This window comes from Sporomusaceae bacterium (assembly GCA_031460455.1).
Classification (GTDB): domain Bacteria; phylum Bacillota; class Negativicutes; order Sporomusales; family UBA7701; genus Anaeroselena.
Genome location: JAVKTQ010000010.1, coordinates 32,572 through 57,091, shown reverse-complemented (window position 1 = coordinate 57,091; position 24,520 = coordinate 32,572). Strand labels below are relative to the sequence as shown.

Here is a 24,520-nt window from a genome sequence, read left to right as displayed (position 1 = left end):
AATTTTTAGAAATATACTGGAAATGAGCATCTGGTCACGGCGTTGGTTGCGAGGGGGACTAAGACTGTGGCGCTGAAGTATAAGCGGTATATTGTCGCGGAGATCAAACCGGGGATGATACTCGGGACGGACGCTGTGTCGGACCGGGGCAAGGTGATGCTGAGCGCGAACACCGTGCTCACCGAGGCGATAATAAAACTCCTGGAAAACTGGGGGTTTGACAGTGCCATAATCCTCGAGGACGAAACCGTGAGCGACGCGGTGAGAGAAAAGCGGCTGTCGGAGCGGGTGATGTTCAACGCCAAATACGAACAGACCGTTTCCCTGGTAAAGAACGCATTCGACGAGATACGCTATTTCAGGGAAGTGCCCCTGAAACAGATGCAAGACCTGTCTGACAACGCCCTCGTCACCCTGACGGCGACGCCGGGAGCGCTAGGGTACCTCCATTCGCTCCGCGACGCCGACAACTACACCTTTCAGCACTCGGTCAATGTGGCCATCATCTCCGGCGTTCTCAGCCGCTGGCTGGGCGACGACGCCGAACGGATGCGGGATATGGTGCTGGCCGGGCTGCTCCACGATGTCGGCAAAGCGCTGGTGCCGCAGGAAATCCTCAACAAGCCCGGCCTGCTGACCCCGGCCGAGATGGAAGTGATGCAGCAGCATACGGCGTACGGCTACGATATGCTGAAAAAGGCCAAGGTGCTGGCCGGCGACGTGCTCGCAGGGGTGCGGCAGCATCACGAGCGCCTCGACGGTAGCGGCTACCCGCGGCGCCTGCGGGGCGGCAACATTCTGCCGAGCGCCAGGATTATCGCTATCAGCGACATTTACGACGCCATGACCTCAGACCGGGTTTACCGCAGCAAGATGACGCCTTTCCATGTCATCAAAACACTGTTCGAGAACATGTTCGACAAGCTGGATGCCGCGATGTGCACGGTCTTCCTCAACAATCTCAAGGATTACTTCGTAGGTTCCACCGTTGAGCTGAGCGACGGGCGGCTGGCCGAGGTAATCTTCATGGACTGGATTTCCTGGGACCGCCTCACCGTCAGGACGGCCGACGGCGAATGCATCCAGCTGGGGGAGAATGCCGAGCAGAAGATCGTCCGCTGCCTCCAGGCATAACCGACCGTTGATAACACCCCATCTGCGGCGTTGTTCCTTCGGGCGCTTGCTTACGTACGTTCGTGTACGCTGCGCAGCGCGCCCTTGGAGCCGCCTTGCATCGGGGGCGTTCTGAACGGTCTTGGCCTGTGGAATTACAAAAGAGCGTTGATAAAGCCCGTTTCCGACCCATTGTGCCGGTAGACGGGCTTTATTTGCGGTGAATTAATTTACATAATATATTTACGTGTGGTATAATGATTGCTGCCGGCTGAGGCCGGATCAAATTTGTACTGAAAGAGGGGTCGGGATATGAACCGTTACAAATTCTCCGTCGTCCTGCTCCTGTTGCTGACGATGAGCTTCACCCTGTTCGCGCCGGCGACCGTCGCCCATGCCGCGCCGCTTTCCGACCTGTTGGGCAAGGATAGCGGCGGCAGCGGGCTGCTCAACATCCTGCTCGGATTGCTGTTCGGCAAACTGCTGGGCGGCTCCGACGGCGGCGGCACGGACATCGGCAAGGTTCTCGGCGTTGGTACGACGCCGGCGACGACTGCGGACCGGAATGCGATCATCGCGACCGGGCAGAAGTATATGGGCGTACCTTATGTCTGGGGCGGCGCGACCCCGGCCGGGTTCGACTGCTCCGGCTTTACGCAGTATGTCATGAAGCAGAACGGTATCGCGATTCCCCGCACGGCCGCCGAGCAGTTCGCCGCCGGGTCGCCGGTGGAAAAGTCCAGCCTGCAGGTCGGCGATCTGGTCTTCTTTACCACCTATAAACCGGGTGCTTCCCATGTCGGGTTCTATATGGGCGACGGCAAATTTCTCCATGCCAGCTCGGGCGCCAAAGAGGTCACAATCTCCAAGCTGGACGAGGCGTACTACGCGCAGCGGTATATCGGCGCCCGCCGCTACTAATCGTCCGCCGGGAAACGGAAAAGCCCGCCATATGGCGGGCTTTTCCGTTTCCCGGTTTTTTTCCGCCGTCGGTCTGGTATAATTAAACCAGACGGAAGGAGGTCGGCGGATGGAAGGTTATGAGAAGATCGCGGTTGTCGACAACCAGTTCGAGGCGCAACTGCTGGCGGAGATTTTCGCCGAGCGTCAGATTCCCCACGTCCTCAAGTCGTACTACGACGCCGCCTATGACGGCCTGTTCCAGACTCAGAAGGGCTGGGGGGCGGTATATGCTCCGTCGCATTACAAGGCGGAGATCGACGAGATTATCGCCAGCCTGCGCGAGCAGGGGGGCTAGACGCCTGCCGCGGCTGCGTCAGCCGCGACGGGATAATGGGTCGATACTGGTGACCAGGGAAGGGGAACTTTCGCCCGCATGGATATCGGCGCTAAAGTAGTTTATTTCTTTTTCGATCTGCTGCTGCCGCTGGCAGTCGGCTATATGTGCCGCCGGCAGACGAGGCTGGACGACGATTTCTTCCAGCGGATGATGACACTTGGGCTCATGCTCATCTATCCTGTTCTCGCATTGCTCGGCTTCTGGGCGACGCGGCTCGACGCGGAGCTTATCTGGCTGCCTGTTCTCGGCATCGTGCTCAGTGTCATTCCCGGCGTGCTGGCTTTTTTCCGCGCCAGAACAAAATATACCGACAGCCTCGACCAGGGCAGTTACGTCATGGCGGCGACGATGTCCAACACCCTCACCCTCGGGGGAATATCGGCGTTCATCATTTACGGGGAGACCGGTTTTGCCTATGTGCAGTTGATAACGCTGCTCGGGACCCTCTACCTTTTCCTGATCTGTTTCCCGCTGGCGGGATGGTACGCGGCCAGGGGCGGTCAGGCGGGCGGCGAACGGGTGTCGGTGCTTTCCGTGGTGTTTAGCCGCAACCAGTTGCCTGCTCTCGGTCTGTTCGTGGGGGCATGGCTCTATTACAGCGGTGTGCCCAGGCCTGCCTGGGCGGGGGCGATCTTCGACCCCCTCGTGCATATCGGCGCATGGATGTCGCTCATCCCGGTGGGCCATTCCGTTGACTTCCGCGAGATGCGTCAGTATTGGCTCGGCATCCTCGACCTCAACGTCATCAAATTTGTCATTACGCCCGCCCTGTCCTACGTAATCGGCATGCTGGTGCTCAGCGACCCTGTGGCGATCAACACCCTGCTGATAACGGCCAGCACACCCACTGCTATTTTTTCGGTGGTTGCGGTCAAGCTCCACCGTCTCAACGTCCACATCACGATGGCCGCCTTCGTGCTCACGACCGCCGTGTATCTGTTGGTGATATACCCCATCCAGTTTCTGTGGCTGTCGGGGCGGCTGTGATTCTCGGCCGTTGATAAGCCCCCGCCTGCAAAGCGATAGTCAAACAAAAGAACGGATTGGCTTTTGGCCGATCCGTTCTTATCTTTTCTTAACCTGTGGGGGTGCTGGTTTTGTCGGGGTTATTGTTTTGTCGACGTGGATATGCATGCCGTCTTTGACCGGTTTGGCCAGATCGAGCTTGGCGGCGTCGGCGCCGGCGGCTAGCCCGCCTGCCAACTGGACGATATCGGCTACCTTGGTTCCCATCGGGACTTTTACCACCCCGGGAGTGGCGACGGCGCCGCTCACATAAACGACCGCGTATTCGATCTTCGGAGGCGCCGGCGGGGGCTGCTGATGCCCGGATACGGAGAAAATCCCTGGGGCGAAGGGGTTATGAAGATCGGGAACGGCGGGAATCATCAGGGTCAGAACAAGGGCGACCGTCAGACTGAAGACCGCTTTGCCGGCAAAGCGGAGCGTGCCGCCGCCTTTGCGTTTTTTCAGCCTTGCAACCCTCGATGGGCCGCGGATTTGGTCGTACACTTTCTCCCTCCTTCCGACGGAAAAATTTGTTGGTAACAGACATCATTCGCTATAAATGACATAATTCCTGCAACATTTGTCCAAAAAAAGATTATTTATGGAAAAAACAACTTTCCGTTGATTTTTAATCGCCGCATCATGCGGCCAAGGGGATAAAGAAAGAGCGGCGGTGGATGTCCGCCGCTCTCCTGTGGCTACTGCTCGGGGCGGTGCGCGGCTGCGTTGCTGGCGCCGTCGATGTATTCGAGGGCGGCGTGCAGCGAATCACGGGAGGGATCGCGCACCAAGGCCGAGTCTTTCATGGCCAGCGGTTCGGGATTGTTAGGTCCGTACTCCTGGTTTATCGATGGCTTATTGATCAGAAACACCCCCTGGTCTATTTGCGATCTGTGGCGGCCGTTCGGGCTCTGCTGCCGGAGGAGAAGCTGGCGATGATGGTCCGTTCCTCGGGCAGTGTCCCGACCTCCTTCACGATTAATATGAGCCGGCGGCAAGGCGGCTATCCGTTAGCAGGCGTAAATCCGCCCTTTTTCTGCGGCGTCGGCAGGGAATTAACCTGTGTTACCGAACTTTCCCATATATAGCACTACTTCAGGGGGATGATCAGAATGAAGTTTCGTTTTTGGGTATGCCTGATACTGGCGGCGGCGCTGCTGTGCGGCACGATGACTGTGGCGCTGGCTGCCCAGGGTTTCAGCGCTGACATCGTCTCCGCCCACGGCAAGCAGACCATGCAGGGAAAAATCTTTGTTTCCGGGGAGAAAATGCGCTTTGAAGCTGCGGGGATGGCGACCATCACCCGGATGGACAAGAAGGTCGTCTGGCTGCTGATGCCGAGCGAGAAAATGTTCATGGAGCAGACCTTCCGGCCGGAAAACATCGTGCCCAGTTCGGAACCGGCGGCCGGCGAGGTCGAGAGGACGCTGCTCGGCAGCGAGGCTGTCAACGGCGTGGCGGCCGACAAGTACCGCATTACCGTCCAGACCGACGGCAAGCGCCACACCTTCCTGCAGTGGCTGGCGAAAGACTCCCTGCTGCCGGTCAAGACAGCAGCCGAAGACGGCTCGTGGTGGCAGGAGTACCGGAATATCAAGGTCGGCGAGCCCGATCCCGTCCTGTTCGAGGTGCCGGAGGGCTACAAGAAGTTTTCCATGGGGTTTTGACGCCTCGCAAAGACTTGCGGCTGCCGCCGCAAGTCTTTTTGTTTCGCCCGCATGAAGGAAAAGCCGGTCTGGAGGGGAAATAATACTAGAACAAATGTTTGGCTGGGGGGCTGACTTATGCCGGAAACGCTGTTGCTTATTTCCCTGGGACTTAATATCGCCGTGCTTGCCCTGGGCGCCTTCGCGCTGGCCCGCGGCCGCAGCGGCCAGGAGGGCCAGGAACGGCTGGAGAGAACGGTGAAAGAGGAAATCGCGCTCAGCCGCCGCGAGAATGGCGATGCCCTGCGCCAGTTTGGCGATTCGGTGCAGGCCCGCATGGCCGAGATTGCCACTCTCCAGGCCGGGCATATGGAGACCTTTTCCCGGCAGCTTCTCGCGCTCACCCAGAGCAACGAGCAGAAACTGGAACGGCTGCGGGAGACGGTGGAGGAGCGGCTGAAGCTGCTGCAGGCGGACAACAACAAGCAGTTGGAAGAGATGCGGACGACGGTGGACGAGAAGCTGCACGCCACCCTCGAAAAACGACTGGGCGAGTCTTTCCGCCTGGTGAGCGAGCGGCTCGAGCTTGTCCACAAAGGGCTGGGCGAGATGCAGACGCTGGCCTCAGGGGTGGGCGACCTTAAACGGGTACTCACCAACGTCAAAACCCGTGGCATTTGGGGGGAGATCCATCTGCAGAGCCTGCTGGAGCAGGTAATGACTGTCGAGCAGTACGCCCGCAACGTGGCCACCAAGCCGGGCAGCGCCGAGCGGGTGGAGTTTGCCATCCGCCTGCCCGGCCGGGACAAAAGCGAGGGAACGGTGTGGCTGCCGATCGACGCCAAGTTTCCCCAGGAGGACTACCAGCGGCTCATGGACGCCCAGGAGCAGGCCAACCCGGTGGCTGCCGAAGACGCTGCCCGCTGCCTGGAGGCCAGGATTAAGGCCGAGGCCAAGACCATCCGGGAAAAATACATCGACCCGCCCCACACCACCGATTTCGCCATCCTCTTCCTGCCGGTGGAGGGGCTGTTCGCCGAGGTGCTGCGCCGGCCCGGCCTGTGCGATACGCTGCAGCGGGACTACCGGGTGATGATAACCGGCCCGACAACGTTGACGGCGCTGCTCAGCAGCCTGCAGATGGGCTTCAAAACGCTGGCGGTGGAAAAACGCTCCAGCGAGGTGTGGGCGCTGTTGGGGGCGGTAAAAACCGAGTTCGGCCGCTTCGGAGAGATGCTTGAGAAGACCCAGAAGAAGCTACAGGAGGCTTCCAACTCCATCGAGACGGCGGCCCAGAAGTCGCGCACAATCGAACGCAAGCTAAAGACGGTCCAGGAGCTGCCGGCCGGCGAGGCGGCCGCGACGCTGGCAGAATAGAACGCCGCGACCGGTAGAGTAATTTTTTGCCGCTCCGTCACATAAGGTGTGATAACGCACTTTGAGACGGGGTGGTTTTCGTGTCCGGACCGAGGGTGCGGGCAGTGGGGCTGGCTGTGCCGCCTTACGCCGTCCGCCAGCAGGATATCAAGGAATTTGCCGCCTCCCTCTTCCAGGATAGGCTCGAGCATCTGGAGCGTCTGCTGCCGGTGTTCGACAACGCCTGCATCGCCAAGCGCCACCTCGCCCAGCCGCTGGCCTGGTACGCGACCGGGCACTCCTTCGCCGAGGCTAATCTTCTTTACGGCGAGATTGCCCTAGAGCTGGCGGCCGCCGCCGCGACGCAGGCCTTAGCGCGCGCCGGCGTTGCTCCGGGCGACGTGGGGCTGGTCGTTTTCGTCTCCTCCACCGGCATCACCACGCCGACCATCGACGCCAAACTCATCCAGCGGCTGGGTATCTCGCCTAATGCCGCCCGCCTGCCGGTGTGGGGCCTGGGCTGCGCCGGCGGGGTGACGGGGCTGGCCAGGGCGGCGGAGCTGGCCGCGGCCGTGCCCGGCCGCGCAGTGCTGCTGGTGGCGGCCGAGCTCTGCAGCCTCACCTTTCAGCGGAACGATTTTTCCAAATCGAATCTGGTAGGGGCGGGCATCTTCGCCGACGGCGCGGCTGCCGCCGTGATAACGGCCGACGGCGAGGGGCCGGAGCTGCTGGGTGCCCGCAGCACACTATTTGCGGACACCGAGGATATTATGGGCTGGGACGTTATCGACACCGGCCTCAAGGTGCGCTTCTCCCGCGACATCCCCGCCTTCGTCCGCCAATACCTGCCCGGTTTGGCGGCCGACGCCTGCCGCGAATGGGGGCTGACGCGCCGGGATATCGTCCACTACGTCGTCCACCCTGGCGGCGCCAAGGTCCTCGACGCCTACGCCGACAGCCTCGGTCTGCCGGCGGCGGCGCTGGCGGCGGCCTATGAGGTGCTGGCCGAGTACGGCAACATGTCCAGCGCCTCGGTGCTGTTCGTGCTGGAGCGGTTTATGCGCGCGACGCCGCCCCAGGATCAATATGGCATCATGCTGGCCCTGGGACCGGGGTTCAGCGCCGAGCAGGTGCTGTTCCGGTGGTAGGCTGGCTGGTGGCGGCGGTTGCCGTCCAGCGCCTCGCCGAGCTCGCCCTGGCGGCCCGCAACCGCCGCTGGCTGCTAGGCCGGGGCGCCCGCGAATCGGGGGCCGGGCATTATCCTTTGTTCGTCGTTCTCCACGCCGGCTGGCTGGCAGGCTGGCTGGCTGAAGGGCTCGCGCGGGGCGGCGGCCCCGGTGAGGCCTGGCCGCTGTGGCTCGGTCTCTTTCTCGCGGCCCAGGGTCTCCGCTACTGGTGCATCGTTAGCCTCGGCCGCCGCTGGAGCACCCGCATCCTCGTGCTGCCCGGCGTTCCGCCCGTCCGCCGCGGCCCCTACCGCTATCTCCGCCACCCCAACTATCTGGCGGTGGCGGCCGAGCTGTTGTGCGGGCCGCTTATCTTCGGCGCGTGGTTCACCGCGCTGGCGGCCGGGATCGCGAATGCCTGGCTGCTGCTGGCTGTGCGCATTCCGGCCGAGGAGGAGGCGCTGGGCGGGTTGACAGAGTAGGTTTAGACTTGCAAAATGGCGTACGCTGTTATACAATACTACTGTACTTGCTTTGGGCACATGGGGGCGTAGCTCAGATGGGAGAGCGCTTGGCTCGCATTCAAGAGGTCAGGGGTTCGATCCCCCTCGTCTCCACCACTAACGACAAGGCTTCTGAGGACTTTCCTCAGAAGCCTTTTTCGTGTTTGCACCTAGTTTTCACATAACCAGAATAACCAATTGTCTTTGAACTGCTTTACTAATTTTGCATCAGGAAACCGTTTGAGTTTATCTAAATGATCTATCCAGATGTCAAGACGCTTTTTAATGATTTCAACATACGGAAACTTTTCAGAGTCAAACTCCATAGTCCAAAAAGCCTCAATATCTCCACGAATGCCCTCGTCCTTCATATACCACTTAACAAACGAATCAACGAAGGGTATAATGTCCGCAGGCTCTAAATGATTTTTAATACCAGATAAATACTTTTGTGGCTTTGAATCAAAGTCGGATTCTAAGCGCAGCAAGAGATGTTTTTTGGCGATTGTCTTATCCTGTGGAGAAGATATAAGTTCAATGTATTCAGCTTTAAAGAAAGCCTTTGAATATTCAAACACCATATAGTGGCTTTCTTCTTTAACAAGGGAAACAAACTTATCTGCAAGTTTTCTTCGTACCTCCTCAACAGCTATAGTATAAGTTTGCTCAAAGCATGTTATTAAGGCATGCATTGTGTCCGCTGGAGGGGGCTCATCATCATAAGGTTGAATTTCAAAATATCGTTCAGGAATAACTTTGAGTAAAAGGCGCTCTATTTCTCGATGATTGAGTTCGCATAACAAATTAGGTAAAATGGCAATTGCGGACGTATCCCGCTCTAGTTTCGATACAATTTGTTCGGCAGTATAACCATAAGAAACGCTTTTTCGGCTAGAAACATCTTGGGCAACGATGTGGACTAGCGAACCGGCGACTTTGGCAGTTTCAGCATCTGCGGTGTCTTTAAGGCGAAGAACACGGCCAGGATGAATTAGGTTGCGGTAAGAGCGGATTACATGTGAGAGATGCACAGTCCTTTCGCTAATAATATTCTCCTCTTCACACGCCTGTATTACTTTATCAAGCGACATTTTTAGCGGATCGGCTTTTGTGTAACCGATCATCAATAAATGGTCAATAAGCACTGCTTCTATTATGCTACCAGCGAGCACATGCGCGGCTTTCCATGCTCCTGTATCTTCTCTCATACAGTTTTGTAATTCTAAATAGTCTAATTCAAGGGATGCCCTTAACGATTCGTCACCGATAAAATCAAACCGTCCCATGTTTTCGCCCCCCGTGTTCTTCATTACAACAATTATTCCTCGCTTGTCGTGGAAAATCCTGTAATAATTTGTCGCGGAATATTAATTGGATTGAAGCTATCGAGCTAGCCAAATCCAAGTATGTAGAATATGAGACAAAGGGGAAAAAAGGGGTAGGCTTTTGCCTACCTTTTTTGAATATACCTGCTTTTAAGTTATCAAGTATGCACCTAATCTACCCCCTCGTCTCCACCAAAAAACAAAGAAACCTCGGACAGTTGTCCGAGGTTTCTTTGTTTCGGCCTGCAGTTTCTACCGCTTCGTGTTCGGGGCGGCGACCTCCCGCTCGCCGATGATATTTTTGATCCGCTCGAACAGAACGTGGGTGGTGTCGCCGCTGACGAGTTGGTCGTTGGCGAGGGCGATGGGCGTTTCGGCGCACTGGCCGCACTGGCCGAGGCAAGGCTCGGTGGATATATCGACATTGGTGAATTCGGCCTTGACCTTGTCAGTCAGCTTCGCCATGCCCTCGTGGGCGTTGAGGTTTGTTTCGCAGAATTTAAGTGTGTTCATGCCTGCACCTCGCATCATGTTTACTTCACGCTTATTGTGGCCGGCGGCCCCCGATTTATGCAGGCGCCGGTTAAAATCCCCGGCCGGGGCAAACACTATGGGAAGCGAAAAGCGGGAGGTGCTGGCGATGCTGATGAGTATGCTGATGATGAAAATGATGGACCCGATGTTCGACGAGGCGACGGTGAAGATGCTGACCGAGGACTATAAGGACAACCCGTTCCTGCTGGCGACGGTGGCCGAGAAGCTGACCCCGCGGGGGATAATCGAAGCCGGCATCCGCGCCGAGATGGGCACGACGATCAGCAGGCCGCTCGGCAGCCCGGTGGTGCTGTCACCGTGGAACAAGCTGCTGCTGAATCCCTGTCAGCTCTTCAAACTGCCAACCACCAACACGATCGAGATCACCACCGGGACGGTGATCGGGCCGCGGGCCACCAAGCCGCTTCAACTCGACATCCCCATCCTTATCACCGGCATGTCGTACGGCGGCTCCCTCAGCCTGCAGATGAAGATGGCGCTGGCCCAAGGGGCGTCGATGGCCGGGACGGCCACAAACACCGGCGAGTCGGCGGTTACCGACGAAGAGCGGGGCAGCGCCAAATACCTTATCGGCCAGTACCACCGCGGCGGATGGCTGAGCGGACCCGAGCAGCTCGGCCGCCTGGACGCCATCGAAATCCAGCTTGGCCAGGGAGCCTGGGGCGGGGCGGTCGAGGAGCCCATCATGCACGACAGCATCGGCGAGCACCTCAGACGGACCTGGCAGTTGGAAAAGGGCCAGGATACGGCTATCAACGCCCGCATGCCCGGCAAAGACAACACGCGGGATATCATCAAGATGGTCAATACGATGAAAGAGCAGTACGACGTGCCGGTGGGGGTGAAAATCGCCGGCAGCGACTATATCGAGTATGAGTTGGCGGTCATCACCCAGACCGAGGCCGACTACATCGTCATTGACGGCGCCGAAGGCGGCACATCGGCGGCTCCGCCCACGCTGGAGGACGACATGGGGCTGCCTACATTCCACTCGTTGGTGCGGGCGGTGGATTGGCTGGTCGACAACGGTCTGCGGGAAAAGTATTCCCTTATCATCGCCGGCGGACTGGTTACGCCGGGCCACTTCCTCAAGGCGCTCGCCCTGGGGGCCGACGCGGTCTATATCGGCACAATCGCGCTGATGGCCGCGCTGCAGAGCCAGGTCGTCAAGGTGCTGCCGCAGGCGCCGCCCTCCCAGCTCGCCCTCTATGACGGCAAGATGAACGACAAAGTCGATATCGAGAAAGCCGCGCGGCATCTGGCCAACTTCCTCAAATCATGCACCGCCGAAATGAAGCTGGCTGTGCAGGCGGTCGGCAAGAACGCCCTCAGTGAGCTTGACCGCGGCGACCTCGTGACTGTGGACAGGGACTTGGCCGAATTCGCCGGTATCAGCTACGCCGGCAGCCATCGCAGCGCCGGGAGGCAGGATGACTACCGCCGCCGTGAGGAGCGGGACCGGCCGGGGCAGCAGCCCTGGCAGCAGTAACCGGCATATACGGGATAACAGCAAAACAGCCTCCGGCAAAAAAATTTGCCGGAGGCTGTCGTATGCAGTGTTTACTTCGTCGGTGCCTGGGCAGGCTCCGGGGCGAAGACGAGGGGGGCGGCGGTGACCTCGTCGAGGATCCTGCCCAGAGCCTCGGCGTAGGCGTTCTCCAGTGAGGGCGAGCCCATGTAGATGGCGTTGCTCGTGCCCGATTTGACAGTATTCTTGTTCAGCACGATCTTCCCGTCGGCGGTGCTGATCACCCGCACATGGAAGGTGAGGAACACCTCATAGCGGGTGTTGATCAGGCCACCGTCGAGCTTGGGGATGGAATGGACGAGGCGGACGAAGACCGCGTAGTCGCAGTTCAGGCTGCGGGCGATGGCGGTCGCGTCCGAAGTGTGCAGCGGTTCGGTGTAGAACTGGTTGATAACCATCTTGTTGGCCGTCTTGTATTGTTGAACCGCAGCGTTGCTTTTCTCGAGAGGGATCAGGGTGTACTTGGTCTGATCGACAAGATTCGGCAGCCGTTTCGCGAGCGTGTCGGGGGTCTTTTTGCCGATCGCCCCGTCCACCAGGATGCAGACATTCGGGTTGCCGATAGCCACAATTTTTTCCGCGCCGACCGGCTGGTCGGCGGACGCCGCCGCGCAGGGGGCGGCGAAGGCTACGATTGCCAGGACGAATAACGCCCCGCAAAGCAACTTTCTCATTGGACAGCTCCTTATAAAGTTTTTTGTAACATATATATGTACTTAACTGCCGATCTCCGGATATCCTGCTCAGCACCACTTTTTTCGACAATTTCTCCTACCCGTTTCGGCAAACGAAAACCCCGGGGCATACGCCCCGGGGCCGGCAGATCACAGCAGGCCGCGCCGCCACAACCCGTAGGCGCTGACGCCGGCGGCGGCCACCGCGATGAGGAGAACGATCGCGAACCCGTTCTCGCCGCTGAAAGGGAGGCCCCCGACATTCATCCCCCAGAAGCTCGCGACCATCGTCGGTATCGCCAGTAGGATGGTCACGGCGGCGAGGAACTTGAGGACCAAGTTAAGATTGTTGGAGATGATGGACGTGAAGGCTCCCATCATGCCGCTGAGGACGTTGCTGTACATCTCGACCATCTCGATGGCCTGCTTGTTCTCGATGATGACGTCTTCAAGCAGATCCTCGTCTTCCTCGTACATGGCGATGAGGTGCTGGAGTTCGCGGTTGGAGCGCAGGCGGAGCAGCCGTTCCAGCACGATGCCGTTGGAGCGCAGCGAGGCGGTGAAGTAGGTGAGGCCCTTCTGCAGCTCCAGGAGCTGAAAAATCTCCTGATTTTTCACCGACTGGCGGAGGTCGCGCTCGATCTCGTCAGTGCGGCGGTTGATCTGTTTGAGGTATTTGAGATACAGGATAGCCGACTTATATAGTATCTGGAAAAGGAAGCGCGTTTTTTTATAGGTGGAGAAAGTCCGCGGTCCTTCGGCGGCGAATTCCTCCAGCACCTGATGACTTTCCAGGCAGACGGTGATAAAATGGTCCTTGGTCAGGACGATGCCGAGCGGCAGCGTGTCGTAGCTGTAGCTGTCCCTAAGGGTGGGGACGTTGGTGATGACGAGGATGTAGTTGTCCTCGATCTCCACGCGGGAACGTTCCTCTTCGTCGAGCGCCGCCCTGAGGGCATCCGGGGGGACGCCGGTGAGGTCGGCGACGGCGGCCAGTTCGTCGGCGTCGGGAGCGGTCAGATTCAGCCAGGCCCCTTTTTCGAGCGCCGCCAGGGAAAGCTCGCGGAGCGTTTCGCAGTTGGTTTTATAAATGCGCAGCATGGATGTTCCCTCCTTCGTGCCGGGAAACACGCCATCCTATTTTGCCAAACAAAAGGCAAAAAATAAGGATATTTCCCTGTATTCGCTTATTGTAGGACGTTTGAGACATCTAGATGGGTCTATATCCATATTTCTCACCCGCTTTCATCGTAGGACTTGTTTAACACTAAAACTATACTCCCATGACAGCGATTAGTCAATACAGGGGCGTCGGTTATATTCTGTCCCGGCGGCGGCGGCTTTACCAGCCGGCCGACGGCGGCCAAAATTCCCAGGAAGGCTTTATTGACAGGGTAGGGGCCTTTTGTTATAATACAATATGTGCCGGACACGGAGGGGTGTCCGAGTGGTTTATGGAGCTGGTCTTGAAAACCAGTGATCCCGCAAGGGACCGTGGGTTCGAATCCCACCCCCTCCGCCACACGTGCCTGGCGGCGGGATCGTACTTTGGCAGCTTTCGCTACGGAGTGGTACTCAAGTGGCTGAAGAGGACGGTTTGCTAAATCGTTAGACGGGTTACACCGTGCGTGGGTTCAAATCCCACCCACTCCGCCACACATAAGAGCAAAAGGCTATCAGCAGAGATGCTGATAGCCTTTTTTGTGCCGGGGCGCAAGTGCAAGGCCGCTTCCGGGGGAGGAAATTATCGGATTATAGCGAAGGGAGGAGTGAACGACGCCTATAGGGAGATGATGCGGTGGACCGGCGCGACTTTCTGAAACTTGCCCTTCTGGCGGCTCTGGCGGGCGGGGCGGCGGTCGACCTTCGCCCCGCCGGGGCAAGGGGCATATCTGCCGCAGCCTTTCCCGGGTCCCCTCCCGGCAAGTGCTATCAGGGGCCGCCTACAGGGGTTATCGGCACAACGCTGACTGAGCTGTTCAAGGTTGGGCCTGGGCCGTCCAGCTCTCACACGCTCGCTCCGCTCAGGATCGCCAACGATTTCTGGACGGTGCTTGAGCGGCTCCCGGAGGACGACCTCCGCCGCGGGGCCAGAATCGAAGCCCGCCTGTACGGCAGCCTGAGCGCCGCCGGTCGCGGGCACCGCACCGACCGCGCCATCCTCGCCGGTCTCCTGGGTCAGAAGCCCGGAACGTGCGACACCCGGCTGATGGACGAACTGCAGGACCCGGCGCGCAAGTACGTCGTCGCTATAAGGGGCATCGGCTTCGCGCTGAGCGGCGCGACCATCGTCTGGGATAAACACGAACACGACTATCCGTTCGCCAATACCATGGTCATGAGCCTGCTCGCCGCCGACGGGTCGGTCGTCTGCGAGCGGGAATACTATTCCACCGGCGGCGGCTTCTTCGCCTGGAAGGGCCAGCCGGCCGATGACCGGGGTGAGCCGGTTTACCCTTACGGCAGTATGGCGCGTTTCCGGGAAATCGTGCAGGCGAGCGGCAAAAGCCTTGACGAGGTAATGCTCGCCAACGAAAAAGCCATTCGCAGGGTTGGCGAGCGCGAGATATACACCCATCTCGACTTGGTGCTGGCGACCATGGAGGAAGGGGTACGCCGCGGGCTTGGCGAGGAGGGCCAGCTGCCGGCGCCGTTCGAGTTCCACCGCAAAGCGAAACAGCTATACGGGGGGGCGTTGCTGGCGGGCGCGGACGAGCGATTTATGGGCCTGTTGAGCAGCTACGCCCTCACCGTCGCCGCAGGCAGCGCCGCCGGACGCCTCGCCGTCACCGCGCCGACGCTCGGCTCGGCCGGTACCATGCCGGCGATCGTCTACTATATGAAGAAACACCTGCAGCTTACCCGCGAAGCGATGCGCAAGGGCCTTCTCGCCGCAGCGCTGGTGGGTTTTCTGTGCAGGAACAACGCCGGCGTTGCGGCGGCGGGCTGCCCGGGCCAGATCGGCGTCGCCGCGGCGATGGCGGCGGCCATGCTTGCCCATGCCACCGGAGCCCCGCTCGAAGTAACCGAACTCGCGGCCGCCATCGCTCTCGAGCACCATCGGGGCATGACCTGCGACCAGGTCGGTGGCTATGTTTTGCTGCCCTGCATAGAAAGGAACGCCTTTGCGGCGGTCAAGGCCTATAACGCTTGGTTCGTCGCCAAAAATGAGATCGCGGCCCGCCACGGGGAAGACCTCGACCGGGTAATTGCCGCCATGCTGGAAAATGGCAGGGCTACGCCGCAGCAGTTCGGGGAGACGGGGAAGGGCGGGCTTGCTACCGCGATGGTCAGCTGCTAAGGCAAATTCCACATAATTCTAAGAGGAATACGGCCACAAAGCAAGAAAACTAAATAGGTACCCTGATTCGACCAAAAAGGAGAAATATATGAGAAGCAGAATTTGCTTGTTCCTGGTTGTGGCGATCCTGTGCTTTGGTTTCGCCGCCACCGCCCACGCCGCCAAGCCGGTCATCAAAGCCGACAGCACCTCCTTCGACTTCGCCAAGGGCATGTATGTCCTGAAGGGCAACGTCACCGTCGAGGTGGGCAGCCGCATTATAACCGCCGGCGAGGCCCGCGTCAAGGTGCTGACGCTCGAGGTCTGGGGCGAAGGCGGCATCACGCTCAAGCAGGACGACACCTATTTTACCGGCGACAGCGTCTACGTCAACGGGCCGCAGAACAGCGCCACGATAAAGGGCGGCGTCACCTTCAAACGGGGCAACATCTACATAACAGCCGACGAAGCCGACTTCAACTGGCAGACGAAACAGGGAATCTTCCGCAACAACGTCAAGATCGACGACAACGGCCAGCAGATAGCGACCGACTGGCTTCAATACAACGTGGCGACGAACACTTACACCACCGAGCAGTAGCGGCAGGAACGAAAAGCTTCCGGGGCAACCCGGAAGCTTTTTTGCATGGAACAGGGTGTTCTACGGCAGGATGGCCAGGTCTTTCAGTACGGCCTCGGCGATTTTCCGCGCGGCTACGCCGGTGGCGCCGTCCGGGGCCTCGATGTTGACGGCGAAGATATAGCGGCCGCCCTGTTTTTCCACGCCGCCGACGAACCAGCCATGCAGCCACCTGCCGTCCTCGAACCCCGACCCGGTTTTGCCCATAAATACCGTGCCGTTGTTTTCGGCCAGGGTGATGTTTCGTTTGACGATCGCCACATTGCCGGCGGAAAACGGCAACTGCCCGGAATACAGCCTGGTTAGCAAATCGACCTGCTCCACCGCCGAAATCCGCAGCGACGACCGCAGCCAGAAGGTCGTCAGGCCGCCGGAGATATCCCGGTTGCCGTAGCCGATGGCGTCGAGGCGCTCCTGCATCCTTGTCTCGCCGATGCGCGCCGCCAGGTTCTGGAAGTACCAGACCACCGAATTGCTGGTGGCGGACGCCAGCGTGTGGTCGCGGTTCCAGCCGTCGATGGAACGGTGCGTGCCGTCCCACTTCATGAGGGTGTTCTCGTCGGCGGCGTCCAGCACCCCGGTCTCAAGGCCGATGAGGGAATTATAAATCTTGAAGGTCGAACACGGCGACAGCCGCTTGCGGCTTTGCGGCTCGTTGTAGACGATATACCTGTCGCCCGGCTGGTCGTATATGACCATCGTTCCCGCATACCCCCGAAAATACTTTCCCAGGTCGTCGCGGACCTCGACCGCCGGCGAAGCCTCGGCGGCTGCTGTCGCGCAGGCGAGCAGCAGCGCGCACAGGAACCACAGTATTTTTTTCATCTTTTTTCCTCCCTTGATCGCGTTCTGCCTCCATTCTAATCGGCGGCGACCGGGGAAAAAATAGCCGCAGGCTTACAGTTTTCTTACAAAAAAACAGGCGCTGCCGCAAAAAGCGGCGCCGGCGCCTGTCAGATCGTCAATATGCAGCCCTGCCCGCGGCGGGTTTTAAGAATGCGGCCGTGGGCGCCGAGTTTTCGCCGCAGCCGGTAAAGCAGGATACTTAGTTCGTCGAGCCCCACATCGGGCGCGCCGGCCAGCAGGGGCCGTTCGCTCCACACCGCCGGCCGGATGGCCGCGTAAGGGACCAGCTCGTTGCGGTGCTCGTACAGCAGCTCCAGCAGGCGCCATTCCTTGACCGACAGGGATACCTCCGCATGGTCGACGAACAGGGTTTTTCGGGCCGTGTCGACGACGACCGGCAACCCTTGCGCCGGCTGGGGCGGATCGTTGACCGGCTGGGTGTCGCCGAAAGTGAGGGTCTGTTCGGCTTCCTCGGCGAGCGTGAAGCGCAGCATGACCACGTTCGCCGCCAGGCCGATCTTGTCCCCGGACGTCAGTGGCGACGGGTCCTGGGGCAGCGAGCGGCCGTTGACCGTCGTACCGTGGCGGCTGCCCAGGTCGCGGACCGTCCAGCGACCGTCGAGCAGTTCGAAGCTGCAATGCCGGCGCGATACGAGGAGGCTGGCAAACGCGATGTCGGGGCTGAACGACGCGGTGCCCCGGCCGAGGATTATCTTGTCCGGCTCCAAAGGAAAGCAGGCGCCCCGGGCGTGGGGATCGCCCCTTTCCACCAGCAGCCGGGCGATGGGGAGGCTAAAGCCCCCTGCGGTATGCATGGGAAAATCACATCTCCGTAGCTTTAGTTGCGCCGGGGAATTCGCGCATCAGCTTCGCGGCGATCGGCACGTCGGCGGGGGCGAAATCGTAGCCGCCCAGCTCTGACGCTGCCACCCAGCGGTATTCCTCGTGCTCGACCGGGCGGATATCGCCGCCGGTCCAGCGGCAGAAATAAGCAAGGACAAGGATCTGGCCGCCGGGGAAGGTGTGGAGACTCTCGGTAAAGAATTCGCCCACGCGGACTTCGATGGCGAACTCTTCCGCCATCTCGCGCGTCAGGCAGTCCTCGGGACTTTCCCCCGGCTCGATCTTGCCGCCGGGGAACTCCCAGCGGTGGGCGAACCTGCCTTCGGGCCCCCGTTTGGCGATGAAGATGGTGTTGTCGCGGACGATGATAGCGGCAGTTACTTTGGTAAGCATAGCGCCCCCTGTTAGCACGACAATCTTTAGCTTACTTCGCCCCGCGGCGGGGAAATCCTTTTACCGGGAACCCTTGCGGGAATCGAACTCGGCCAGGAGCAGGCCGATCTTGTCCCTGATGGCCGGCATGGCAGCCGACGGGGGCAGGGAGGCGAGCAGACGGTCGATGTAGCCGCGTCCGGCGATCTCCCGCGCCGTCCAGGAAAAATTGACGTCGAACAGCCAGCTCAGCATCACGAGCTTGCGGTCGTCGGCCGTCCTGATGTCTTCGTAATAGAGTAGCTTGCCGGCGAGGAAAGTTTCCTCCAGCTGCGGCGAACAGCCCGTTGCCGGCGGAGCGGGCGGCAGCACCCGGCAAATGTCCAGCTTGTCGGTGTCGCGGATAATCCGGCCGTGGAGGGTGAGGCGCGGGTCGCTGGCGGGGAGGGCGGCCGCGTTATGCCAGCGGACGGCGAAAGCGAGCGCCTCCCAGTCGTTGGGGCGGACGAGGTCCGAGACGCCGGCGGCGAGCATCTCCTCGACCCCGAGGCGGCCGTGGTCGACCGAATCGGCGTCGCGGAAGGTGCGGTAGACGGTCGCCTGCCGGAAGCGGCCGAAATCGTGGCACAGGCCGATGGCTTCGGCCAGCCGCGTTTCGGCGTCGTCCAGGCCGAGGCTGCGGGCCAGATCGCCGCTGAGCCCGGCGACAATAAAGCTATGCTCCTCTTTCTGAAGGATCTTCGGCTGTATTTCGGCGTCGTCGCAGTAAAAGGTTTTGACATAAGCGGCGAAGAGGCGGTAAAGGTTGTCGAGAGCGGCGGTTTCCAAGGGCGGCGTCTCCTTCGGGCGATATTTATCCGCAACCAGAATACCACTTTTGCCGCGCCGCGGCAAGACGGGCGAAATAGGACCAGAGGCCCAGAAAATGCGTACTAAAGTTGGTAGGATTATCGGCCGTATTAAGCCAATTAAATCCATCACCCCCAAGGGGGGAGACGGAGGTAAGCGGCATGAACGCCGGGGAATTGCAGTTGGGAAACGCGATGCGCTGGGACACGAACGACAACAAGATCTACTTCGACACCGAGCGGTGGACGGTATGCGGCCGGCTGGTGCTGCGCAAAAACGCCGACGGCAAAATCGACATGTTCATCATCAAGGCGGAGCAACCACAGGCCACAGGATAAACTTTGAGAAATCATACCGATATTCGGCTGCCCTTCAGGGGCGGCTTTGTTTTTTCAGAGCCGGAATTTACGGTGACAGACAGTGAATACATTATACGGTTAAGATAAAAAAGAGAAAAAATAGGGATTATTCAAAAGACGGCAAAATGTAAACGGGAAAACCTTTTTTACAAGGAGGATGCAGCAATGAAAGAAAGATTACTGACCCTGACCGTACTTGGGCTAGTATTCGCGGTTGTTTTCGCCTTTGCCGGCGCCGTGTCGGCCGCCGGGCTGACAGGCGCCCAGTTCGAGCAGCCGCTGCTGATCACCAGTGTCGGCCAGAGCGCCGACGGGCAAATGGTGCGGGTTCTCGCCCAGCGCGGGGGTCTTAACTTCACCTACGACTCCCTGGCCGGCGCCGACGCCGTTTCCGGTTACAGGACACTTGTGCTGGTCGTCGGCGGCAGCTCTAAGGGACTTGGCGCCGCCGGCATCAACCTCGACCAGGAAGAGCAGCGCGCCAATGCCCTGATCGCCGCCGCCAAAAGCAGCGGCATCGGCGTCGTCGTCATGCACGTGGGCGGCGAATCCCGGCGCGGCGACCTCACCGACCGCTTCGTGCGGGCCACGGCTCCCAAGGCCGACTATCTGATCGTCGTGGCTGACGGTAATCATGACAATATTTTCGGCCAGATCGCCGGCGAAACCATTCCCGTCGATTATCCCGGCACGGTCGGCGAAGCCGGCGGCTACCTGAAAGCGGCTTTCAAATAATCACGTCCCGTTTTTGATGGGGGTTGTTCTATGTCGGAAATCATGCTCGCAGTCGTCATGCTGGCCGTCTTTCTGGCCTGCGTGCTCTGTCTGAAGCTGCCGGTCGGCCTTTCCCTGGCGGCGACCAGCGCCGCTCTGGCCGTCGCCGCCGGGCAGGGCTTGCCGCTCAGGCATCTCGTCGAGGGCATGTTCGGCTATCTCGACGTTTCGCTCGTGTTGTTCACAGCGATGATCTTCATGAAAGTGATCGAACGCAACGGCCTGCTCGAACGCCTTACGCGGGACCTGACCTGCCGGTTCGGGCATTCGCCGCTGGCTATGCTCACCGTGCTTACGCTCATAATCATGTTCCCCGGCGCCATAACCGGCTCCTGCACCGCCTCGGTGCTGAGCACCGGCGTGCTGCTCGCCCCCGTGCTGCTGGGCATGGACATGCCGCGCCATATCGCCGGCGCGATAATCGCCATGGCCTCGGTGTACGGGATGATCGCCCCGCCGGTCAACATTGTCGTCATGATCATCGGCGGCGGCATCGACATGCCGTATGTGGGCTTCGACCTTATCCTCCTGCTCGTGACCGTGCCGCTGGCGGTGCTGACGACCGTATTCCTCGGCTACCGCTACGCCCGGAGCGCCAACCTGGCCGCACTCGTCGACAAGCTCGGCGATGCCGACACCAGCCGCGGCTGGGCGCTATACCTGCCCCTTATCCTTATCGCCGTCCTCATGGTCGGCCCCAAAGCGCTGCCCGGCATATTCCCCGACCCGCGGATGCCGCTCACCTTCGTCATCGGCAGCATCGCCGGCCTGTTCGTCGGCCGGAAGTTCTCCTTCTCCCAGGCGGCGCGGGACGGGGTGAGGGAGATCCTCCCCGTCATCGGCATCCTCATGGGTGTCGGTATGCTGCTGCAAATCATCACCCTCACCGGGGTGAGAGGCTATATCGCCGTCAGCAGCCTCAGCCTGCCGGCCTACCTGCTGCTCGGCAGCATCGCCGTCAGTCTGCCCCTGTTCGGCGGCATCTCGGTATTCGGCGCCGCCAGCGTCCTCGGCGTGCCCTTCATCCTGGCCTTCCTCGCCCAAAACCTCATCGTCACGGCCACGGCGCTGTCGCTCATCGCCGCCATGGGCAGCTTCACGCCGCCGGTCGCGCTGACGGCGGTAATCGCCGCCCAGGTGGTGGGGGAAGAAAACTATCTGCGGATCGTGAGACCGCTTATCCTGCCCTCGCTTGTCGCCATAATCATCGGCATCCTGATGATCATGTACGCCAATCCGATCGGCAAGCTCGTCCTGTAGGAGGGAAAGCGATGATAACTGTCGTCTACCGGCTCATCGTCGTCGTTGTAGCCGTCCTGGTGGTTTGGGAACTTTTCTCCCAGAAGGAAATCAAATGGCAGGCCAACGCCGCGCTGGTGCTCATTCCCCTCGTGCTGCGGGCCTTCATGCTCGTGTAGGGAGGGGAAGCCATGGTTGGAACGAAGAAGACCGCCCTCGCCCTGCTGGCGGGCGTCGTCGCCATCCTTATTCTGGTGACGCCCCAGTTCACCGCCATGCACAGCGCCGACACCATCAAAAAAGGCCCCGGCGTCACCGCGGTCAAGATGCTGAGCGACTACTTCGCCGGCCTGAAGAACACCCCCGGCGACACGGCGGTCTACGTCCTCGACAGCGGCAAACCCGGCGGCACGGTGCTCGTCGTCGGCGGCACCCACCCCAACGAGCCCTCGGGCTACATCGGCGCTATCCTGCTGGTCGAAAAAGCGCGGCCGACCAAAGGCAAGCTCATCGTCATCCCCCAGGCCAACGCCAGCGGCTTCACCCACAACGACTATTCAGAGGGGTCGCCGCAGCGGTTCGCGCTGACGACACCCGGCGGCGAGCGCTCGTTCCGCTACGGGTCGCGGGCTACCAACCCCATCCACCAGTGGCCCGACCCCGACATCTACGTCCACGCCGCCTCCGGCCAGAAGCTGTCGGGCAGCGAGACCCGCAACCTCAACCGGGCCTATCCGGGCCGCCCGGACGGTACGCTTACCGAACAGATCGCCTACGGCATTGTCGAACTGATTCGTCAGGAGAAGGTCAACCTGGCCGTCGACCTGCACGAAGCCTCGCCGGAGTATCCGGTCATCAACGCCCTGGTTTTCCATGAACGCGCCATGGACGTGGCGGCGGTCGCAGCTCTGGACCTCGAAATGGAAAAAATCAAAATCGGGCTCGAACCCTCGCCCAAGACGCTGCGCGGCCTGTCGCACCGCGAGTGGGGCGACGCCACCCAGGCGATGGCCGTGCTGATGGAGACCGGCAACCCCGCCCAGGGACGCCTGCGGGGCGCCACCAACGAAGCGCTGGTGGTCACCGGCCAGGATAGGATGTACGAACGGGCCGCCAAACTCGGCCGGCTGTTCATTCCCTACGACAAAAACGGCCAGCCCCTCAGCCTGCGGGTTGCCCGCCACGTCGCCGCCACCATGGTACTCATCCGCGACTCTTTCGAGAAAGACCCGCGCCAGGCGGTCGTCATAACCGGCGTTCCCTCATTCCGCGAGATTGTTACCAAAGGCGTAGGCGCCTTTTTATAACACAAAAAGGGAGGTTTATTAAGTGAAGGGCAAGAAGTTCAACATCCTCGCATGGCTGGTGATCGCCGTCTTCACCGTCGGCATCGTCGGCAATTGCAGTATCCCCGCATATGCCGCGGACAAACGCGACGTAATCGCCGCGCACGGCGTGGTTGCGGCGGCGCACCCGCTGGCTGCCCAGGCAGGGGTGGAAGTCCTCAAGAAGGGCGGCAACGCTTTCGACGCCGCCATCGCCACCGCCTTCATGCTCAACGTCGTGGAGCCCAATGCATCCGGCATGGGCGGCGGCGGCTTCGCCATCGTCTATGTGGCCAAAGAGAAAAAGACCTACATGATCGACTACCGCGAAATGGCGCCCGCCAAGGCAACCCCCGACATGTACGCGCTCGACGAGAAAGGCAAAGTCAAAGACAACGCCACCGTCACCGGTTATTATGCGTCAGGCGTGCCCGGCATGCTGCGGGGCATGGAAATGATCCATCACAAATTCGCCACCCAGAAATGGGCTGATCTCATGGCCCCCGCCATCGCCCAGGCCGAGGCCGGCCTACCGGTTACGAAAAACCTCAATGGCATCATCGGCGATCAGATTGACCGGATGGAGAAATACTCCCCGTCGCTGGAATGGTTCAAAAAGCACTATTTTAAAGACGGCCTGCCCCTGGATGCCGGCGATGTCCTGAGAAACCCCGAACTCACCGAATCGCTCAAACTTGTCGCCGCCGGCGGTGTCGATGTCTTCTACAAAGGCGTCATCGCCGACAAGCTCGCCGCCTATTACGAGAAAAACGCCAACAGCTGGATAACCAAGGCCGACCTGGCCAACTATCAGGTCAAACTACGCGAGCCTGTCACCACCACCTACCGCGGCTACACGCTCGTCACCTCGCCGCCGCCTTCCTCGGGCGGCCTCACCCTCGCCAACATCCTCAATATCATGGAAAAATTCGATGTCGCCAAGATGGGCCGCTCCTCGACCGCCTTCCACCATACATTCATCGAAGCCCAGAAACTGGCTTACGCCGACCGCGGCCGCTACATGGCCGACACCGACTTCGTCAAGGTGCCGATGGCCGGACTGGTCAACAAAGACTATGCCGCCGAGCGCGCCAAAGGCATCAGCCCCGATACCGCCAATAACGGCGTCAAACCCGGCGATCCCGGCAAATACAGCGCCGGCAGCACCACCTCCTTCTCGGTTGTCGACAAAGACGGCAACATGATCACCGTAACCCAGACGATCAACGACTTCCTCGGCGCCTGTGTCGTGCCTGACGGAACAGGCATCCTCATGAACGACGAAATGGACGACTTTGTTACGAATAATCCCAACTCGGTCAACGCGCCCGCCCCCGGCAAACGGCCGCTCAGCAGCATTACCCCGACCATCGTCCTCAAAGACGGCAAGCCGTTCATGACCCTCGGCACCCCCGGCGGGCCCCGCATCATCACCACCGTCGCCCAGATAATCATGAACGTCGTCGACTTCAAGATGGATCTGCAAGCCGCCATCACCGACCCGCGGATGCATAACCCCAACGCCGCGGTCGCCCAGATCGAGCAGACCATCGACGAGGCGACCGTCAACGAGCTCATGGGCTGGGGCCACAAAATCAACCTGCGGCCCGAGCGCTCCGCGTACTTCGGCGGCGCTCAGGGCATTATGATCCTGCCCGACGGCAGCCTGCACGGCGCGGCCGATAACCGCCGCCTCGGCCAGGCGTTCGGCTACTAATTCACACAGCCCGCTGAGGGGGGAGTTCCGGCTCCCCCCTCTTGCTGTTCAGCCTCTTTTCGGCAGGGGAATGGAAAAAAACGGGGAATTTTTCTTGTAGAG

General features: G+C 60.2%; 27 protein-coding genes and 3 tRNA genes. 20 read left to right on the top strand and 10 right to left on the bottom strand.

Features of this window, described 5'->3' with window-relative positions:
* Positions 1-66: 66 nt before the first annotated feature.
* From RIN56_14480 to RIN56_14465, 4 genes are all read left to right on the top strand, one after another.
* Positions 67-1,134: an HD-GYP domain-containing protein gene (locus RIN56_14480; GenBank protein ID MDR7868000.1), complete on the top strand. Its 1,068-nt coding sequence runs from the start codon at positions 67-69 to the stop codon at positions 1,132-1,134.
* A gap of 291 nt (positions 1,135-1,425) precedes the next feature.
* Positions 1,426-2,034 carry a C40 family peptidase gene (locus RIN56_14475; protein MDR7867999.1) on the top strand — a complete coding sequence of 203 codons (609 nt, stop codon included), beginning with the start codon at positions 1,426-1,428 and terminating at the stop codon, positions 2,032-2,034.
* Between the two features lie 109 nt (positions 2,035-2,143).
* A complete protein-coding gene (locus tag RIN56_14470; protein ID MDR7867998.1) occupies positions 2,144-2,371 on the top strand; it encodes a hypothetical protein in 228 nt (75 codons plus the stop codon).
* Between the two features lie 78 nt (positions 2,372-2,449).
* On the top strand, positions 2,450-3,400 hold the full coding sequence (locus RIN56_14465) for a transporter (protein ID MDR7867997.1): 951 nt from the start codon (positions 2,450-2,452) through the stop codon (positions 3,398-3,400).
* Between the two features lie 78 nt (positions 3,401-3,478).
* On the opposite strand, the gene RIN56_14460 is transcribed toward RIN56_14465, so the two are convergent.
* On the bottom strand, positions 3,479-3,925 hold the full coding sequence (locus RIN56_14460; GenBank protein MDR7867996.1) for an SLBB domain-containing protein: 447 nt from the start codon (positions 3,923-3,925) through the stop codon (positions 3,479-3,481).
* Between the two features lie 194 nt (positions 3,926-4,119).
* Positions 4,120-4,293 (bottom strand): hypothetical protein, encoded by a 174-nt coding sequence (locus tag RIN56_14455; protein ID MDR7867995.1) that lies wholly within the window; start codon positions 4,291-4,293, stop codon positions 4,120-4,122.
* Between the two features lie 240 nt (positions 4,294-4,533).
* Between RIN56_14455 and RIN56_14450 the strand changes: the two genes are divergently transcribed.
* The 5 genes from RIN56_14450 (at position 4,534) to RIN56_14430 (ending at position 8,209) form a co-directional block, all read left to right on the top strand.
* Positions 4,534-5,088: a DUF4412 domain-containing protein gene (locus RIN56_14450; GenBank protein ID MDR7867994.1), complete on the top strand. Its 555-nt coding sequence runs from the start codon at positions 4,534-4,536 to the stop codon at positions 5,086-5,088.
* Between the two features lie 117 nt (positions 5,089-5,205).
* The gene (gene rmuC / locus RIN56_14445; protein MDR7867993.1) at positions 5,206-6,444 is read left to right on the top strand and encodes a DNA recombination protein RmuC; all 1,239 of its coding nucleotides are present in this window, start codon (positions 5,206-5,208) and stop codon (positions 6,442-6,444) included.
* An 80-nt stretch (positions 6,445-6,524) separates the two neighbouring features.
* A complete protein-coding gene (locus tag RIN56_14440) occupies positions 6,525-7,571 on the top strand; it encodes a 3-oxoacyl-[acyl-carrier-protein] synthase III C-terminal domain-containing protein (GenBank protein ID MDR7867992.1) in 1,047 nt (348 codons plus the stop codon).
* The gene (locus RIN56_14435) at positions 7,565-8,071 is read left to right on the top strand and encodes an isoprenylcysteine carboxylmethyltransferase family protein (protein ID MDR7867991.1); all 507 of its coding nucleotides are present in this window, start codon (positions 7,565-7,567) and stop codon (positions 8,069-8,071) included. Before RIN56_14440 ends, RIN56_14435 begins: the two co-directional genes overlap by 7 nt.
* 62 nt (positions 8,072-8,133) lie before the next feature.
* Positions 8,134-8,209, top strand: a tRNA-Ala gene (locus tag RIN56_14430).
* A gap of 53 nt (positions 8,210-8,262) precedes the next feature.
* Here the strand turns inward: RIN56_14430 and RIN56_14425 are convergent.
* Together RIN56_14425 and RIN56_14420 are read right to left on the bottom strand one after the other, a co-directional pair.
* Positions 8,263-9,378 (bottom strand): hypothetical protein, encoded by a 1,116-nt coding sequence (locus RIN56_14425; GenBank protein ID MDR7867990.1) that lies wholly within the window; start codon positions 9,376-9,378, stop codon positions 8,263-8,265.
* A gap of 291 nt (positions 9,379-9,669) precedes the next feature.
* Positions 9,670-9,930 carry a DUF1450 domain-containing protein gene (locus RIN56_14420; GenBank protein ID MDR7867989.1) on the bottom strand — a complete coding sequence of 87 codons (261 nt, stop codon included), beginning with the start codon at positions 9,928-9,930 and terminating at the stop codon, positions 9,670-9,672.
* A gap of 97 nt (positions 9,931-10,027) precedes the next feature.
* On the opposite strand from RIN56_14420, the gene RIN56_14415 reads away from it, so the two are divergent.
* Positions 10,028-11,461: an FMN-binding glutamate synthase family protein gene (locus RIN56_14415; GenBank protein MDR7867988.1), complete on the top strand. Its 1,434-nt coding sequence runs from the start codon at positions 10,028-10,030 to the stop codon at positions 11,459-11,461.
* Between the two features lie 71 nt (positions 11,462-11,532).
* Here the strand turns inward: RIN56_14415 and RIN56_14410 are convergent, their stop codons facing one another.
* Both RIN56_14410 and RIN56_14405 read right to left on the bottom strand, forming a co-directional pair.
* A complete protein-coding gene (locus RIN56_14410) occupies positions 11,533-12,174 on the bottom strand; it encodes a hypothetical protein (GenBank protein MDR7867987.1) in 642 nt (213 codons plus the stop codon).
* A 150-nt stretch (positions 12,175-12,324) separates the two neighbouring features.
* Complete coding sequence (locus RIN56_14405; protein MDR7867986.1) at positions 12,325-13,275, bottom strand: magnesium transporter CorA family protein; 951 nt, start codon at positions 13,273-13,275, stop codon at positions 12,325-12,327.
* A 332-nt stretch (positions 13,276-13,607) separates the two neighbouring features.
* Between RIN56_14405 and RIN56_14400 the strand changes: the two genes are divergently transcribed.
* The 4 genes from RIN56_14400 (at position 13,608) to RIN56_14385 (ending at position 16,055) form a co-directional block, all read left to right on the top strand.
* Positions 13,608-13,696: transfer RNA gene (locus tag RIN56_14400), tRNA-Ser, on the top strand.
* Positions 13,697-13,739: 43 nt separating this feature from the next.
* Positions 13,740-13,830: transfer RNA gene (locus RIN56_14395), tRNA-Ser, on the top strand.
* Positions 13,831-13,972: 142 nt separating this feature from the next.
* Positions 13,973-15,475 (top strand): L-serine ammonia-lyase, iron-sulfur-dependent, subunit alpha, encoded by a 1,503-nt coding sequence (locus tag RIN56_14390; GenBank protein ID MDR7867985.1) that lies wholly within the window; start codon positions 13,973-13,975, stop codon positions 15,473-15,475.
* Positions 15,476-15,563: 88 nt separating this feature from the next.
* A complete protein-coding gene (locus RIN56_14385) occupies positions 15,564-16,055 on the top strand; it encodes an OstA-like protein (protein MDR7867984.1) in 492 nt (163 codons plus the stop codon).
* 60 nt (positions 16,056-16,115) lie between these two features.
* Here RIN56_14385 and RIN56_14380 read toward each other — a convergent pair whose 3' ends face one another.
* The 4 genes from RIN56_14380 to RIN56_14365 form a co-directional block, all read right to left on the bottom strand.
* Complete coding sequence (locus tag RIN56_14380; protein ID MDR7867983.1) at positions 16,116-16,919, bottom strand: penicillin-binding transpeptidase domain-containing protein; 804 nt, start codon at positions 16,917-16,919, stop codon at positions 16,116-16,118.
* A gap of 128 nt (positions 16,920-17,047) precedes the next feature.
* On the bottom strand, positions 17,048-17,755 hold the full coding sequence (locus RIN56_14375; protein ID MDR7867982.1) for an FHA domain-containing protein: 708 nt from the start codon (positions 17,753-17,755) through the stop codon (positions 17,048-17,050).
* Positions 17,756-17,762: 7 nt separating this feature from the next.
* Positions 17,763-18,176: an 8-oxo-dGTP diphosphatase MutT gene (gene mutT, locus RIN56_14370; GenBank protein ID MDR7867981.1), complete on the bottom strand. Its 414-nt coding sequence runs from the start codon at positions 18,174-18,176 to the stop codon at positions 17,763-17,765.
* Positions 18,177-18,236: 60 nt separating this feature from the next.
* Positions 18,237-18,983 carry an HD domain-containing protein gene (locus RIN56_14365; protein MDR7867980.1) on the bottom strand — a complete coding sequence of 249 codons (747 nt, stop codon included), beginning with the start codon at positions 18,981-18,983 and terminating at the stop codon, positions 18,237-18,239.
* Between the two features lie 182 nt (positions 18,984-19,165).
* Between RIN56_14365 and RIN56_14360 the strand changes: the two genes are divergently transcribed.
* From RIN56_14360 to ggt, 6 genes are all read left to right on the top strand, one after another.
* Entirely contained in the window at positions 19,166-19,342 is a 177-nt protein-coding gene (locus RIN56_14360; protein MDR7867979.1) for a hypothetical protein, read from the top strand.
* Positions 19,343-19,528: 186 nt separating this feature from the next.
* Positions 19,529-20,098 carry a DUF6305 family protein gene (locus RIN56_14355; GenBank protein ID MDR7867978.1) on the top strand — a complete coding sequence of 190 codons (570 nt, stop codon included), beginning with the start codon at positions 19,529-19,531 and terminating at the stop codon, positions 20,096-20,098.
* 30 nt (positions 20,099-20,128) lie between these two features.
* A complete protein-coding gene (locus RIN56_14350) occupies positions 20,129-21,397 on the top strand; it encodes a TRAP transporter large permease subunit (GenBank protein ID MDR7867977.1) in 1,269 nt (422 codons plus the stop codon).
* An 11-nt stretch (positions 21,398-21,408) separates the two neighbouring features.
* Positions 21,409-21,555 (top strand): hypothetical protein, encoded by a 147-nt coding sequence (locus RIN56_14345; protein MDR7867976.1) that lies wholly within the window; start codon positions 21,409-21,411, stop codon positions 21,553-21,555.
* Positions 21,556-21,567: 12 nt separating this feature from the next.
* Complete coding sequence (locus tag RIN56_14340; protein ID MDR7867975.1) at positions 21,568-22,683, top strand: succinylglutamate desuccinylase/aspartoacylase family protein; 1,116 nt, start codon at positions 21,568-21,570, stop codon at positions 22,681-22,683.
* A 22-nt stretch (positions 22,684-22,705) separates the two neighbouring features.
* Entirely contained in the window at positions 22,706-24,418 is a 1,713-nt protein-coding gene (ggt, locus tag RIN56_14335) for a gamma-glutamyltransferase (protein ID MDR7867974.1), read from the top strand.
* The last annotated feature ends 102 nt before the right edge of the window (positions 24,419-24,520 follow it).

Coding starts and splice junctions, on each gene's coding strand:
- RIN56_14475 (MDR7867999.1), top strand. CDS start 1,426: ATGAACCGTTACAAATTCTCCGTCGTCCTGCTCCTGTTGCTGACGATG.
- RIN56_14470 (MDR7867998.1), top strand. CDS start 2,144: ATGGAAGGTTATGAGAAGATCGCGGTTGTCGACAACCAGTTCGAGGCG.
- RIN56_14465 (MDR7867997.1), top strand. CDS start 2,450: ATGGATATCGGCGCTAAAGTAGTTTATTTCTTTTTCGATCTGCTGCTG.
- RIN56_14450 (MDR7867994.1), top strand. CDS start 4,534: ATGAAGTTTCGTTTTTGGGTATGCCTGATACTGGCGGCGGCGCTGCTG.
- rmuC (MDR7867993.1), top strand. CDS start 5,206: ATGCCGGAAACGCTGTTGCTTATTTCCCTGGGACTTAATATCGCCGTG.
- RIN56_14425 (MDR7867990.1), bottom strand. CDS start 9,378: ATGGGACGGTTTGATTTTATCGGTGACGAATCGTTAAGGGCATCCCTT.
- RIN56_14420 (MDR7867989.1), bottom strand. CDS start 9,930: ATGAACACACTTAAATTCTGCGAAACAAACCTCAACGCCCACGAGGGC.
- RIN56_14415 (MDR7867988.1), top strand. CDS start 10,028: ATGGGAAGCGAAAAGCGGGAGGTGCTGGCGATGCTGATGAGTATGCTG.
- RIN56_14410 (MDR7867987.1), bottom strand. CDS start 12,174: ATGAGAAAGTTGCTTTGCGGGGCGTTATTCGTCCTGGCAATCGTAGCC.
- RIN56_14405 (MDR7867986.1), bottom strand. CDS start 13,275: ATGCTGCGCATTTATAAAACCAACTGCGAAACGCTCCGCGAGCTTTCC.
- RIN56_14385 (MDR7867984.1), top strand. CDS start 15,564: ATGAGAAGCAGAATTTGCTTGTTCCTGGTTGTGGCGATCCTGTGCTTT.
- RIN56_14380 (MDR7867983.1), bottom strand. CDS start 16,919: ATGAAAAAAATACTGTGGTTCCTGTGCGCGCTGCTGCTCGCCTGCGCG.
- RIN56_14375 (MDR7867982.1), bottom strand. CDS start 17,755: ATGCATACCGCAGGGGGCTTTAGCCTCCCCATCGCCCGGCTGCTGGTG.
- mutT (MDR7867981.1), bottom strand. CDS start 18,176: ATGCTTACCAAAGTAACTGCCGCTATCATCGTCCGCGACAACACCATC.
- RIN56_14360 (MDR7867979.1), top strand. CDS start 19,166: ATGAACGCCGGGGAATTGCAGTTGGGAAACGCGATGCGCTGGGACACG.
- RIN56_14355 (MDR7867978.1), top strand. CDS start 19,529: ATGAAAGAAAGATTACTGACCCTGACCGTACTTGGGCTAGTATTCGCG.
- RIN56_14350 (MDR7867977.1), top strand. CDS start 20,129: ATGTCGGAAATCATGCTCGCAGTCGTCATGCTGGCCGTCTTTCTGGCC.
- RIN56_14345 (MDR7867976.1), top strand. CDS start 21,409: ATGATAACTGTCGTCTACCGGCTCATCGTCGTCGTTGTAGCCGTCCTG.
- RIN56_14340 (MDR7867975.1), top strand. CDS start 21,568: ATGGTTGGAACGAAGAAGACCGCCCTCGCCCTGCTGGCGGGCGTCGTC.